The sequence below is a fragment of the Rhizobium favelukesii genome, assembly GCF_000577275.2.
Taxonomy (GTDB): domain Bacteria; phylum Pseudomonadota; class Alphaproteobacteria; order Rhizobiales; family Rhizobiaceae; genus Rhizobium; species Rhizobium favelukesii.
Genome location: NZ_HG916852.1, coordinates 951595 through 965382, shown reverse-complemented (window position 1 = coordinate 965382; position 13788 = coordinate 951595). Strand labels below are relative to the sequence as shown.

The window sequence follows — 13788 nt, the reverse complement described above, 5'->3', positions numbered from 1 at the left end:
CATTTCAACTGATTTTGCAGTCGGACGAGGCCGGCTGCCCGACAAGAGAGGTTTTCTAATGCGGCAAAAACTTGCCATCCGTCTTCTTTCGAGCGCAGCCATGGCAGCGGTCCTATCGCTGGCAGCGCTCGGCGGCGTGAATGCCGAAGAGACGGCCAAGAAGGACGATGCCGCCACGGTGATCTTCGATCCGGATAGCGTCACGAGCTTCTCCGGCGCATTTTTGGCCGCCCGGACTGCCGATGTCGATCACGACTACGAGACGGCGATTGAACTCTACAAGAAGGCGCTGCAGATCGAGCCGGGAAATCCGGAAATCCGCCAGCGCCTGATGATCTCGCTGCTTTTGAACGGCGACATCAAGGATGGCGTGAAGTATGCCAACGACCTGAAAGGCGATCCAACGGTCGAACGCATCACGACGGTCGTGCGCAGCATGGATGCCATTCGACGCGGCGAATACAAGACGGCTGAATCGCTTCTGAAATATACCGGCCCGAACGATCTCGACCGAATGATGAACGATCTGCTCGCCGCCTGGGCCCGCGTCGGCGCCGGCCGTGGCAAGGAAGCTCTCTCCATGGTTCAGAGGATGAAGGGGCCGGATTGGGTCGGCATCTTCAAATCCTACAACGCCGGCGCGATCGCGATCGTGAACGGCGACATAAGGGCCGCCCGCCAGAACCTCAACGACGCCGTACTCGACAAGGACGGCGGTGCGACGGCTCCCGATACCTTCATGCGCGCCGTCATGGCTCTCGCCCGACTGGAAGCCTCGCAGGGCAACAAGCAGAAGGCGCTCGACGCGATTTCCGTCGGCGACAACCTGCTGCCGAACTACGCTCCGCTCAATGCGCTGCGCCAGAGCATCGAAAAGGGCGAGAAGCAGGAGCAGCAGATTCAGACCGCAAAGCAGGGCGCTGCCGGCGTACTTTTCTCCATCGGCGGGGCGCTGAACCGCGACGGCGCCGAGGATATCGTTTCGCTCTACCTGCAGACCGCCAAGACGCTGGATCCGGATAGCGCCGATACGCTCGTCATGCTCGGCGGCATTGCCGAGAAGCAGGAGCAGATGGACCGCGCGATCGCGCTCTACAAGCAGGTGCCGGAGAACTCGCCGATGCGCCGCATCTCCGAGCTGCAGCTCGGCCTTGCCCTTGCGCAGGGCGGCAAGGTGGAAGAGGCGCGCAAGCACCTTCAGAGCCTGATCGCCTCTGATCCGAAGGACGTTCGCAGCTACCTCGCCTATGGCAGCGTGCTGTCGGATGCGAAGGACTACGCCGCCATGGCCGACAATTACGACAAGGCCGTCGAAGTCCTCGGCCCGTTGCCGGGCAGGGGCGCATGGACGGTCTTCTTCCAGCGCGGCATCGCCTATGAACGCCTGAAGAAATGGGACCAGGCAGAGCCGAATTTCCGCAAGGCACTGGAACTCAACCCCGACCAGCCGCAGGTTCTGAACTACCTCGGCTACTCCTGGATCGACATGAACCGGAACCTCGACGAGGGCCTGGCGATGATCAAGAAGGCGGTCGATCTGCGTCCGGACGATGGCTACATCATCGACTCGCTTGGCTGGGCCTATTTCCGGCTGAACCGCTTCGACGACGCGGTCGAGGAATTGGAGAAAGCAGCACAGATCAAGGCCGGCGACGCGACGATCAACGACCATCTGGGTGATGCCTACTGGCGTGTCGGCCGCAAGCTCGAAGCCGTCTACCAGTGGAACCGGGCGCTCGGCTCCGAACCCGAGGCATCCGCGATCCCGAAGATCAAGGAAAAGATCGCCAACGGCTTGCCGCAGGATACGGACAGCTCCAAGGCGGCTGACAAGAAGCAGCCGGATCCGGCGCCGGTCGAACCGAAGCCCACGGACAAGAAGTCCTGATAGGCGATGCCCGAGGCGAGTATGGGCGATGACCTGACCGTCATCGAGGACGCTCCGGCAAAAATCAATCTGGCCCTGCATGTGACGGGCCAGAGATCCGACGGCTACCACCTGCTCGATATGCTGGTGACCTTCACCCGGCATGGCGACCGGCTTGAATTTACGCCGGCTGAGCGAGACGAGTTCGTGATATCAGGACGCTTTGCCGAAGCGCTCGTCGACGACCGCCACGACAATCTTGTCCTGAAGGCCCGGGATTTCCTGCGCAGTGCGATCTCTCACGAGAGCGGCATCGCTCCCGCGGTTCGCATCGATCTCCAGAAGAACCTGCCGATTGCGTCCGGAATCGGCGGTGGGTCGGCCGATGCGGCAGCGACGCTTCGCGGCCTGACGCGGCTCTGGAACGTGTCGCTTCCGAATGCGACCATAGAGGCGGTCGCCCTCCGGCTAGGGGCCGACGTGCCCATGTGCCTGGCGAGCAGACCACTGATCGCGCGCGGCATTGGCGAGCAGATCATCCCTGTCGACGACATGCCGGCCTTTGCCATGGTGCTGGCGAACCCGTTGAAAGGCATATCGACGCCCGAGGTTTTCCGAAGGCTGACGAGCAAGACCAATCCGGCACTCGACATGACGCTGCGTTCCACCTGGATCGAGACGATAGGCTCGATGCGCAATGACCTTGAGCCGGTCGCTCGAGACCTGCTGCCCGAAATTGCCGAGATCTCGGCGATGCTGAAGAAGCAGGGCGCCTCCCTCGTTCGCATGTCCGGTTCCGGCGCCACGTGCTACGGCATCTTTGATACACGTGTAGCGGCAGAGACGGCGGCCGCCGCGCTTCACAGCGAACGGCAGGACTGGTATTTCGAAGCAACGGAAACGACTGCTGGAGGACACGATGCCAGGGCTGGATGAAATGCGTCCCTTCATTCCTGTCGGTATTGCCGTGCTGACGGTCTCGGATACCCGCACGCTCGCCGACGACCGCTCCGGCGATACGCTGGCCGCTAGGATCAAGGAGGCAGGTCACCGCTTGGTCGACCGGGGAATCGTCCCTGATGACCCACAGGCGATAGCTTCGCGTGTGAAGGCATGGACCGAACGCGATGATATCGACGTCGTCATCACCACCGGGGGAACCGGCTTTACCGGCCGCGATGTCACGCCGGAAGCTCTGGAGCCGCTTTTCGAAAAGAGGATGGATGGCTTTTCGGAGGTGTTCCACCGTATCTCCTACGACAAGATCGGCACCTCGACGATCCAGTCGCGCGCCACGGCGGGCGTTGCCAACGCAACTTTCATCTTCGCGCTGCCGGGCTCGCCCGGGGCCTGCAAGGACGCCTGGGATGGCATCCTCAAATCCCAACTCGACTACCGCCACATGCCTTGCAATTTCGTGGAGATCATGCCGCGTCTCGACGAGCATCTAAAGCGCGGGACAGGCAAGTAACGGACTGCCCCGGCAGACGAAGACAGGCCGCCGTTCTATATCCCTATGCCGGGTAGTGCAGGCATTGTCTCCCAGCTATCACCGGACAGCAGGATGCAGCTTACGCCGCGAACATCCGTGATGAGCAGCGTCCACGTGCCGCTCTGCGCGGCGTAGATCTCAAGCATTGCGTTCTGGTTGACCAACCCAACTGCCGTCAGCCTCTCGGCAAAGTTCTTGTCGAGAAAATCGACGATCTCGGATCGGCCTGCGCAACTGCGCATCATCTGCGATGCTGCCGAATGCGGATGCGCGATCATCGATGTCGTCAATATGACGGCCGACAACAGGCCGCGGATCATATTGCGTTTCATGACGCACCTCCTTTTGCCGGAAACCGGCAGAAGAGGAGACTTCCGCTGACCTGTTCTGCCGTCTGCCGGCATTCATGGTCGACCGTCACGAAGCGAGGCGCTCGGGCGGCGCCATGCGGGAATTATAGCGCAAAATTGTATCGGGCGCCATCATTTGCGGGGGCGTCGAAGAGAGCACGCGCAGCTACCGCGCCGCGCGCGCAACCCAAGAGGGAATGAGTTCGCTGGAAAGCTTGCGCAGCTTCTGCCCTTTTGCGAATTCGAGGAGGCTCATTCCGCTTCGTGCTGCGGCGATCGCCTGTTTCTTGGGAAGGAGAAGCCCGAGTTCCAGCGGCGACGACGCCCGGCGGATGCGCTGCAGAAAAGGACGCCGATATCCGCGCGAAGCGGTGAACCGTGCAGGCAGCTTATTCAGCGCCATGTACTCGGCAATCTCGTCGATCCAGCCGGTCTGCGGACGCGCACCGGGCTCGACGAAAAGAAGCCACTCGCCTCGCGCCGAGCGCACTATATCTTTGATATCCCATTGCGAATGAAACCGGCAGCCGGCAGCATCAGCCACCCTCGACGTCCCGTCCCGCGAGTCATGGTCAAGCACCACAACGTCACTGACGAGCCCCTCCACTGCGCCTGCCACCAACACCGATAACGTCTGCGCCAGCTCAGGCTCCTGATCCTGGCATTCAAGTACAACAGTCAACATTGCCTATTCATAGAGCGCCGCACAAAATTTTGCCAGCGGCACTTTCCTCATTTTGTTCTTGCATTGTTCTCTTTTTGCCGATAGGAATTTAATCATCAAAACGGATGGAAGCAAAGCTTCCGCCAGCGGAGAATCCGATGAACGAGCAGTCCCTTGCCGGGCAGGCCGCATTTGCGCCTGCCAATACGGCAGATATTGCCGATGCGATGATCGTATCTGCCGGTATGCGGATCGATGTCGACCGTCGCCGCGGGCGTGCGGCCGGACTCAATCCGAGTGGTCGCTTCGAGCCTCTGCACCGTGAGACTTTCGACGATGGCTGGCAGAACCTTGAGGATCTTCCGCCGTTCAAGACCGAGGTGCAGATCGAAAAGCCGCGGACGGCCATCACGCGCAACGAATCGCCAGACATTCCCTTCGACCGCTCGATCAATCCTTATCGCGGCTGCGAGCATGGCTGCATCTACTGCTTCGCGCGGCCGACGCATGCCTATATGGGCCTTTCCGCCGGTCTAGACTTCGAAGCCAAGCTCTTTGCCAAGCCGGATGCAGCCAAGCTTCTGGAGCGAGAGTTGGCGAAGCCCGGTTACAAGCCGCGCGTCATCGCGATCGGGACCAACACCGATCCCTACCAGCCGATCGAGAAGGAATGGCGCATCATGCGGCAGATTCTCGAGGTGCTTGAGAAGGCCAACCATCCGGTCTCGGTTGTTACGAAGTCGGCAATGATCCTGCGCGATCTCGATATTCTCTCGGCGATGGCCGAGAGGAACCTTGTTCGTGTTTCGCTGTCGGTGACGACGCTCGAGCGCAAGCTCGCGCGGACAATGGAGCCGCGTGCCTCGACGCCGACGCGTCGGCTGGAGGCTATCCGCGCACTCTCCGATGCGGGTGTCCAGACATCGGTGATGGCAGCGCCCATCATTCCGGCGCTCAACGATCACGAACTGGAGCGCATTCTCGACTCCGCCCATGCCGCGGGCGCGAAGGAAGCGGGTTACGTCATCCTGCGCCTGCCATTCGAAGTATCGCCGCTGTTTCGCGACTGGCTGCTGCAAAACTACCCCGACCGTTACCGGCACGTCATGTCGCTTGTCCGTTCGATGCGCGGCGGCAAGGATTATGACGCAGATTTCGGTAAGCGGATGAAGGGAGCTGGCCCCTATGCCTGGCAGATTGCGCGTCGTTTCGAGATGGCCACGAAACGGCTTGGCATGACCCGGCGCAGCATGCCGTTGCGCGACGACCTCTTCGTTCCGCCTGATGGCAGCGGCGTGCAGTTGTCGCTGCTTTGATATTCGAGCTTTGCGGATGGTCGCCCTGCCCGTCCGCGCCCAAGTCCCCGGCCCGCCGCCCTGATCCGGGGACTTGCAGGAAATCGGGTTGGCGTGCGAGGTTCAGCCGCATGAAACCTCGCACGTCACCCGATTCTCCTATGCTTTTCGAAGATGTCCCCCTCGTGCCGGATTTCCGGCTGGAGCTGAAGGCGCGCAAGGCCGGTCATTGGCCGGTCGCGGGGGCTGATGAGGCGGGACGCGGTCCGCTGGCCGGCCCGGTGGTGGCAGCAGCCGTCATTCTCGATCCAAAGCGCATTCCCGATGGCTTGAACGATTCGAAGCAGCTTTCGGCACAAAAGCGCGAGGAGCTTTTCGTTCAGATTCTTGCGACGGCGACCGTATCGATCGCCTCCTCGAGCTCGACGCGCATCGACGAGACGGATATCCGCAAGGCCAGCCTAGACGCCATGCGCCGCGCCATCTGCGGCTTGTCGATACCTGCAAGCTATGTGCTGACCGATGGACTCGACGTTCCACCCGGTCTCGCCTGTCCCGGCCAAGCGGTCGTCAAGGGTGATGCGCGCTCTGTTTCCATCGCTGCCGCCTCCATTGTCGCCAAGGTGACACGCGACCGAATGATGGCGCGTGCACACGCCGTCTTCCCCGCCTATGGCTTTGCCGCACATGTGGGTTATGGGACAGCGCAGCACCGCGCCGGCATTGAGCGGCATGGCCCATGCCCGCTTCACCGCATGAGTTTTAGGCCGTTGAAAAAGGACGCAATCGAGGGCGGCGCGACGGAAGAGATGCTGCAGGAGTAGCGTCTGGCCGTGTCGCCCGCCTATGAGAATGGGGCCTTGCGTGGCCGTCTTTGTCGTAGCCATGACAGATCGCATGCGAAGCGGCCATCGGGCCGCTTCGCATGCCTGAACCAGAATTCAAGCGCGCAGTCCCGGAGACCGCCTACTGCTGCGTCGCGGGCTGCTGCGTAGGTGCCGATTCCTGGAGCTTTTCCTGAACTCTCTTGACGAGCGCCGGATCGTTCTGCGCGGCTGTCAGAATTGAATTGTATTCCTCTACCGATATCCCTGGAGAGCCTTCCACGGCCTGAACCATTTGCTTACTGCCCTCGGTCTGCAGTTGTTGCTTTGCCCCAGCATCCTGCGTTGCTTGGAGCTTGGCCGCGTATTCCTGCCTGATCTTGTCGACCTGCAGGTAGGCAACCGCAAAGGCCTCGATCTTCTGATCACTGACGGCGGCCTCGCCTTTGCTTTCTGGCTGCGCTTGGATCGGTTGCGTCTCCGGAGCTGCCTGCTGTGCGGACGCAGGCGTGCTGAGAGGCACCAAGCCGAAGGCTGCGGCAGTTAACAACGCAGCAGCAATGTAACGAGTGGTCATATATTTCATTCCTCCGTGATGATACGGCGTGAACGGCAGCGCGCTGCCTTGGCCTTGGTTAGGGTTGAGGAACGATCCGGCGACAATGTGATTGCGAGACGTTTTTGGTGCGGCAATAGCGGGGCGATCCGCCGACCATTGAATGGCGGCATTATGGCAGGCGGCTGCCTTTCCGCAGATCAGGCGGCCATGCGCCCGGCCAGGATTTGATCGATGTGCGCGGATGCAGTCGATGTCCTCGCAATAAAGCCTGTGATGGCCCTGCTCGATATCCCTGCAATATTTTTCCGGTCCCCGCAGCGCCTCCTCTTCCATGAAGGCGACGAGCGCATCAAACGCTCGACAACGAGATCGGACATGGCGGCGCGCTGATCGTTTGACAGATCGGTCCGCGATGCGTCTCATCCGTCAGCATTGGCACCTTCACCTTGACGGCCGTGCCGCCAATAGCAAAAAAGCCCCGTCGCTGAACGGGGCTTTTCACTTGAAACGAACCGAGCGCTCAGTTCAAACGCGTCTTCACTTCGCCGACCGCCCCCTTGAAGAGATCGGCCTGCACCTTCGTGTCGGCCTTTTTCGCCAGAACGTTTTCGGCAGCGGCGATCGCCAGATCGACAGCAGCGGAACGAACCGCCTTCATCGCATCGACTTCCGCCTGCTTGATCTTCTGCTCGGAAACCGCGGTGCGGTTTGCGACGAATTCTTCCGTCTTCTTCTTGGCTTCCACCGTCAGCATTTCGGCTTCACGCTCAGCAGCGGCGACAATGTGTGCAGCTTCTGCTTCAGCTTCCTTGCGTTTGCGCTGATACTCGGCCAGCAGATGCTGGGCCTCTTCGCGCAGGCGCTTGGCTTCCGACAGCTCGTTGCGGATCTGATCGGCTCGGTCGTCGAGCGACTTGGCCATCATGCCCGGAACCTTGAGGTAGACGACCAGCGCCAGGAACAGCACAAGACCGACGAATGCGAAGAATGTTGCGTCCAATGCAAATTCCATCGATCAAGCCCCCTTCTTGATGTCAGCAACCGCAGCAGCAACCTCTGCCGTTGCTGTGGTGCCGATCAGCTGTTCTACAACAGCCGTTGCGGTTTCTTCGGCGATGGAACCGACGTCAGCGAATGCCTTCGCCTTGATGTCGGCGATGCGACCTTCCGCAGCCTTCAGCTTTTCAGCCAGGCTTGCTTCAACGGCCTTGCGGTCGGCCTCCGCCTTCAGTTTGGCGGCATCGCGAGCGGCAGTGCCGATCGAGTTTGACTTGGCGCGAGCAGCGGCCAATTCGGCTTCGTAAGCAGCAACGTCGGCGTCGGCTTCCGCCTTCAGGCGGCCCGCCTCATCGAGGTCCTGCGAGATGCGATTGTGGCGCTGCTCGAGAATACCACCGATGCGCGGCGTGATGACCTTTTGCATGAGCACGAAGAAGACAACGAACGTGATCGCCAGCCACAGAAGCTGCGAGGCGTAGGTCGTCGAATCGAAAGGCGGGAATACGCCGCCGCCGTGATGCTCGGCTGGTACGCCGGTCTCGGTGTGGACCTCGCCTGCTGCCGGAGCGGCATGCGTGTCTGTACCGGTCGCTGCGCCAGTTTCTGCGGTTCCCGCCGGGGCCTCTTCGGCGTAAGCCGGGGTCACAAAAAACATGCTCACCTCCAGGTGTACGGCAAATGCAAAGGATCACGGCTTGCGGGTCGCAGGCCGTGATCCTTCAATGCGCCTGTCTTAGACGGCGAAGAGCAGGAGGAGAGCGACGAGCAGCGAGAAGATGCCCAGAGCTTCCGTAACGGCAAAGCCGAAAACCAGACGGCCGAACTGGCTGTCAGCAGCCGACGGGTTGCGCAGCGCGCCGGACAGGTAGCTGCCGAAGATGTTGCCGAGGCCGAGAGCCGTACCGGCCATACCGAGGCAAGCCAGACCTGCGCCGATGTACTTTGCTGCGATGGGATCCATATTTTCACTCCTTTGAAATGGTTGTTACGGCGAATTGACTGACGCCCATGGACGTCAATATCGGTATCCTTAGTGGCCGCCCGGATGGATCGCGTCATTGAGGTACATGCAAGTCAGCACCGCAAAGACGTAAGCCTGGAGGAAGGCAACGAGGAACTCGAGACCGGTCAGGGCGACCGTCATGATGAGGGGAAGAATGGCACCGCCGACGCCGAGTGCACCCAGCGCTCCAAGCGAGGCGACGAAGCCTGCGAACACTTTAAGGGTGATGTGACCCGCCAGCATGTTGGCGAAGAGACGAACGGAGAGCGAAATCGGACGGGAGAGGAAGGAGATGATTTCGATCGCCACGACGAGCGGCAGAAGAATGCCCGGAACGCCCTGCGGCACGAAGATATTCAGGAAGTGGAAGCCGTGCTTGTAGAAACCGTAGACGAGAACGGTACCGATCACGAGCAGCGCCAGCGCGAGGGTGACGATGATCTGGCTGGTGACCGTGAAGAAGTACGGGAACATGCCGAGCAGGTTTGCCGTCAACACGAACATGAAGAGCGAGAAGACCAACGGGAAGAACTTCATTCCCTTGGATCCAGCGCCTTCCTTCAGCATGTTGGCGATGAACTCGTAGGACATCTCCGCAACCGACTGGGAACGGCCAGGCACGATCGCCCGGTTCGACGTCGAGAAATACAAAAAGCCAGCGGCGACGGCAGCGGACGCTACCATAAAGAGCGATGCGTTCGTAAACGAGAAATCAATTCCGCCGACTTCGATCGGCACAATCTTCTGGATCAGGAACTGATGGGTCGGATCGTTAGACACCGCTTGTTCTCTCTATCTTTAGCCCGCGCGAAACGGGATCATTGCACTGGATCGAACGCTGGAGCGCCCTGCCCTATTTTCCGCCATTCTAGCCCTTAGCAGGATCGGGCTTTGCAACCTTCCCCGCGGTACGCAGAACGTTCAATACGCCGGCACAAAATCCAAGAAGAAGAAGAACAATCAATCCCCAAGGCGCCGTGCCGACAAAACGGTCGAGGACATAGCCAAGAACGGCGCCGACGACGATTGCGGAGATGAATTCGCTCGAAAGCTTCATCGCCTCGGCATAGCCCTTGCGGCTCGCCTCGGCGCTCGCTTCGATAGCCTCTTCCTTCCCCACCTCTACGCGCTTGGTTGCGAGCTTCGCTTCCAATTGCGCCCGGCGCTTCTCAAGACTTTCCTCGCGGTCATCCGCCATGGTGCTCTCCTCCGCCAGTCGCTGTCCGCCCGCTACCCCGGTTTTCCGACAACGACCCCAAGGTTTGAGAACCTTTCGGCCCGTTCTGAAGTCGCGCGCAACATAGTTTTAGCAAAAAGCATAGTCAAGGCGTAGGAGGTCGATGTCCAGCCATAAAATAGGCGATAAAAAACATATGCTTAGGCTGATCTCGACGAGCTTAGCCAAAATCGACCGAAAGAATCCGCTTTTGTGTGCGGCGATGAGACGCGAAATCGCGTCAGGATCAGCTTTTTCCTCAGCTCCAGCCGCCGCCGTAGGTGCGATAGAAGACATGCAGGCCGATGCGGCCGACCTTTTCCATCGTCTTGGCCCATTTCGGACGAACGTAGACAGCATGATAGTGCGTGGCGGAACCGACCTGCGGGAGCCAGATCTTGCCTGCGGTCACGGCCATGGCGACGTCGCGGGCGATTCTCCAATGATACTGCGAGTTCACGCGATCCTTGATGTTGTCGCAGGCAAAGGAGAACTGGCATCGGTTGCGCCAATCCTCGTTCTGGTAGACGACGCCGCAAATCGTCTTCGGGTAGGCCGGATTGCGGACGCGGTTGAGAATGACCTGGGCGACGGCGGCCTGCCCCTTCACCGTTTCGCCACGCGCTTCGAAATAGATGCCGGATGCCAGGCACTGCTGCTCGGCCGCCGAGAATACGGAGGGCGACAGGATGCTTGCAGCCCAGGCGTGATCACGCGGGCCGATCTGCGGCACGAAGCGGCCGTCGTCGGCCTTGTCGGTCAGAATCGAATCGAACGGCGACTGACGGGAATAATCAGGAGTGGCCGGCGCATAGGCCGTCGCCAGCACGTCGGCCTTTGTGTTGGTCACGAGGTCGGCTAGCATGGGCGAGACGCCGCGATCGGGCTTCGGCGGCTCCTTCTTATAGAAATTCGAGGCGATCTGGATTTCCTTGCCCTTGATCTTCGGCTTCACGAAGGCCGACTTATCCTTCACGTCGAAGGCGGGCTGAAAAAGCAGGCGTGTTCTGTGGAGGATAGACCCGGCAGAGAAATCCTTTGGCGGCCGCACCTTTTCGACGGCAACGACGCGGCCCTTTTTAGACGGGCGATTGACCCGGTCTTCGTCCGGCGTCGCCTCATGTCCCTTTTCCTTCGCCATAAAGGCGACCTTGCGCCCGTCAGGCAGAACCATGCCTGCACCTGCGGCGATCGTGCCTGTCACGACAGGATCGGCAAAGGCCAGTTCCGCCTGATGGATCGACCCTGCCGGCGAATTGGTCAATACCATACGCCAGTTTTCCCGTTCCTGGTCGAGGCCGGCAAGCAGAGCGGCGAGGTCCGCATGGGACACCATCGTCGGCGACATCAGCCACCCGCAAACGCCGAAGAGCGCGGGTGAACTCCAGTTTTGAAGCAAGCGGCGCAGCTTGCCACGGGAACGGCTATTTCGACGCAACGCGAGACTCCGGCATGAGACGCATGAACATGCCGTTGAAAATGTCTCATTAACCTTGATGCATGGTTAATGCGGGCGCCTTCCAGAGACGAAAGCATTAGCGGCAGCAAAAATAAAAGCCCGGCGGGGCCGACGGCGGGGCCGGGCTTTTGAAGGGCACTGGTTCGGCTAGATAATGACGTGCGAGCCGAGTTCCACCACGCGATTTGCCGGCAGGCGGAAGTAATCCGACGGATTTGCTGCAGCATTGGCAAGTGCAATGTAAAGGCGATCCTGCCAGTAAGGCATTCCGGACTTGGCATCGGGAACCAGCTTGCGGCGGCCGAGGTAGAAGGAGGTCGACATGATGTCGAACTTCAGGCCGGACTTGCGCAGCGTCGCCAAGGCTTGCGAGACGTTCTGCGATTCCATGAATCCGAACAGCAGTTCGACGCGCGAGAACCGCTCCGAGATCTGCTCGACCTTGTAGCGATCGGCGCTCGAAACACGCGGCTTGTTGATCGTGCGGATCGTCAAAATCACGTTCTTGTCATGCAAAACGTGGTTGTGCTTCAGATTGTGCAACAGCGCGGCAGGCGCCGATTCCGGATCGCTGGTCAGGAAGATCGCGGTGCCGGGCACCTGGGCGGGGGAATGGTCGCTCTTGCGCTCGATCGAGCTGACGAAAGATGCCAGCGGGATATCGGTATGGCGCGTCTTCTCCATCAGCAGAGCCGAGCCGCGTCGCCAGGTCCACATGATCACGGTGAACGCCGTGGCAATCATGATCGGAATGTAGCCACCGTCGTGGATCTTCAGCAGGTTCGCGCCAAGGAAGATGAGTTCAAGACCGACGAGCGGCGCCAGGGCGAGTGTTGCGACCGGGATAGACCAGTTCCAGCGAACGCGCACGAACTCGAAGGCCATGATCGAAGTGACGACCATCGCGCCCGTCACCGAGATACCGTAGGCGGTTGCCAGTGCATCCGACGTCTTGAAGCTGATGACGAGGAATATGACGCCGAAGAAGAGCACGACGTTGACGGAGGGTACGAAGATCTGTCCCGTATTCGTCTCCGACGTGAAGAGGATTTCCATGCGCGGCAGGAAGCCGAGGTTGATGCCCTGTCGAACAAGCGAAAAAGCGCCGGTAATGACGGCCTGGCTGGCGATGATCGTCGCAGCGGTCGCGAGGATGACGACCGGCAGCAGCGCCCATTGCGGATACATCAGGTAGAAAGGATCAGACATCGCCATCGGATTGCCGAGCACGAGAGCGCCCTGCCCCAAATAGTTCAGCGTCAATGCCGGGAAAACCAGCGCAAACCACGCCCACTGAATCGGCCGACGGCCAAAGTGGCCAAGATCGGCATAAAGCGCTTCCGCGCCCGTCACCGTCAGGAAGACTGCGCCGAGCACGACGACACCGTAAAATCCCTCATGCAGCAGGAAGCTGATCGCATAATAGGGGTTGAAGGCGGCAAGGATGCCGAAGTCATCCGAGATGTGCGAAATGCCGGCGGCGGCCATCACGATGAACCAGAGCGCCGTGATCGGCCCGAAAAAACGGGCCATGGCGCCGGTTCCGCGCGACTGCACAGCAAACAACAAGGCCAGGATGAAGACCGAAATCGGCACAATATAGCTCGTTAGGCTAGGTGCCACGAGCTTCAGACCTTCAACGGCCGACAGAACCGACAGCGCCGGTGTGATCATCGCATCGCCGAGGAACAATGCTGCACCGACGAGACCAAGCAGCATCAGTAGCGCGGTATGCCCGTTGGCGGTCTTCATCAGCAACGCCAGCAGGGAGAGCGTACCGCCTTCGCCTTCGTTGTCGGCGCGCAGCAGGAAGAGCACGTACTTGATGGTGACGATAATGGTCAGAGCCCAAATCATCAGCGAGATGAGGCTGATCACCTCGAAACGTGTGAGGCCGTCGATCGCGACGGGCTTCAATGCTTCGCGGAACGCGTAGAGCGGGCTGGTTCCGATATCGCCATAGACGACGCCGACGGAGCCCAGCGCCAGATAGAACAGCTTGCGCGGCTTCATTTTTCGTTCGTGTGAATGGCTGCCTTCGTGCATGAAATGAAAACAGG

Annotated in this window: 15 protein-coding genes; 5 read left to right on the top strand and 10 right to left on the bottom strand. The window is 60.2% G+C overall.

What is annotated here, in order from left to right:
* Positions 1 to 58 precede the first annotated feature (58 nt).
* From LPU83_RS43165 to moaB, 3 genes are read left to right on the top strand one after another with little or no spacing between them, the layout of a single operon-like run.
* Positions 59 to 1888 carry a tetratricopeptide repeat protein gene (locus tag LPU83_RS43165; RefSeq protein ID WP_024314299.1) on the top strand — a complete coding sequence of 610 codons (1830 nt, stop codon included), beginning with the start codon at positions 59 to 61 and terminating at the stop codon, positions 1886 to 1888.
* Positions 1889 to 1894: 6 nt separating this feature from the next.
* Positions 1895 to 2803, top strand: a complete 909-nt coding sequence (locus LPU83_RS43160; protein ID WP_024314300.1) for a 4-(cytidine 5'-diphospho)-2-C-methyl-D-erythritol kinase — start codon at positions 1895 to 1897, stop codon at positions 2801 to 2803.
* A complete protein-coding gene (gene moaB / locus LPU83_RS43155) occupies positions 2787 to 3338 on the top strand; it encodes a molybdenum cofactor biosynthesis protein B (RefSeq protein ID WP_024314301.1) in 552 nt (183 codons plus the stop codon). Before LPU83_RS43160 ends, moaB begins: the two co-directional genes overlap by 17 nt.
* A 35-nt stretch (positions 3339 to 3373) precedes the next feature.
* On the opposite strand, the gene LPU83_RS43150 is transcribed toward moaB, so the two are convergent.
* Positions 3374 to 3691 (bottom strand): hypothetical protein, encoded by a 318-nt coding sequence (locus LPU83_RS43150; protein ID WP_024314302.1) that lies wholly within the window; start codon positions 3689 to 3691, stop codon positions 3374 to 3376.
* Between the two features lie 184 nt (positions 3692 to 3875).
* Complete coding sequence (locus LPU83_RS43145) at positions 3876 to 4394, bottom strand: glycosyl transferase (RefSeq protein ID WP_024314303.1); 519 nt, start codon at positions 4392 to 4394, stop codon at positions 3876 to 3878.
* A gap of 137 nt (positions 4395 to 4531) precedes the next feature.
* On the opposite strand from LPU83_RS43145, the gene LPU83_RS43140 reads away from it, so the two are divergent.
* Both LPU83_RS43140 and LPU83_RS43135 read left to right on the top strand, forming a co-directional pair.
* A complete protein-coding gene (locus LPU83_RS43140) occupies positions 4532 to 5689 on the top strand; it encodes a PA0069 family radical SAM protein (protein WP_024314304.1) in 1158 nt (385 codons plus the stop codon).
* 110 nt (positions 5690 to 5799) lie between these two features.
* Positions 5800 to 6492, top strand: a complete 693-nt coding sequence (locus tag LPU83_RS43135) for a ribonuclease HII (protein ID WP_024314305.1) — start codon at positions 5800 to 5802, stop codon at positions 6490 to 6492.
* Positions 6493 to 6634: 142 nt separating this feature from the next.
* Here the strand turns inward: LPU83_RS43135 and LPU83_RS75345 are convergent, their stop codons facing one another.
* From LPU83_RS75345 to LPU83_RS43095, 8 genes are all read right to left on the bottom strand, one after another.
* Positions 6635 to 7384, bottom strand: a complete 750-nt coding sequence (locus LPU83_RS75345; protein ID WP_309475094.1) for a DUF4168 domain-containing protein — start codon at positions 7382 to 7384, stop codon at positions 6635 to 6637.
* 187 nt (positions 7385 to 7571) lie between these two features.
* Positions 7572 to 8063: a F0F1 ATP synthase subunit B gene (locus LPU83_RS43125; protein WP_024314307.1), complete on the bottom strand. Its 492-nt coding sequence runs from the start codon at positions 8061 to 8063 to the stop codon at positions 7572 to 7574.
* Between the two features lie 3 nt (positions 8064 to 8066).
* Positions 8067 to 8705: a F0F1 ATP synthase subunit B gene (locus tag LPU83_RS43120; RefSeq protein WP_024314308.1), complete on the bottom strand. Its 639-nt coding sequence runs from the start codon at positions 8703 to 8705 to the stop codon at positions 8067 to 8069.
* A 78-nt stretch (positions 8706 to 8783) separates the two neighbouring features.
* Positions 8784 to 9011, bottom strand: a complete 228-nt coding sequence (locus LPU83_RS43115) for a F0F1 ATP synthase subunit C (RefSeq protein ID WP_016552934.1) — start codon at positions 9009 to 9011, stop codon at positions 8784 to 8786.
* Between the two features lie 69 nt (positions 9012 to 9080).
* Positions 9081 to 9833, bottom strand: a complete 753-nt coding sequence (locus LPU83_RS43110) for a F0F1 ATP synthase subunit A (RefSeq protein WP_024314309.1) — start codon at positions 9831 to 9833, stop codon at positions 9081 to 9083.
* Positions 9834 to 9921: 88 nt separating this feature from the next.
* Positions 9922 to 10251: an AtpZ/AtpI family protein gene (locus LPU83_RS43105; protein WP_029709962.1), complete on the bottom strand. Its 330-nt coding sequence runs from the start codon at positions 10249 to 10251 to the stop codon at positions 9922 to 9924.
* Positions 10252 to 10528: 277 nt separating this feature from the next.
* Positions 10529 to 11707 (bottom strand): cell wall hydrolase, encoded by a 1179-nt coding sequence (locus tag LPU83_RS43100; protein WP_024314310.1) that lies wholly within the window; start codon positions 11705 to 11707, stop codon positions 10529 to 10531.
* A 168-nt stretch (positions 11708 to 11875) separates the two neighbouring features.
* Complete coding sequence (locus LPU83_RS43095; RefSeq protein WP_024314311.1) at positions 11876 to 13774, bottom strand: potassium transporter Kup; 1899 nt, start codon at positions 13772 to 13774, stop codon at positions 11876 to 11878.
* Between the last annotated feature and the right edge of the window lie 14 nt (positions 13775 to 13788).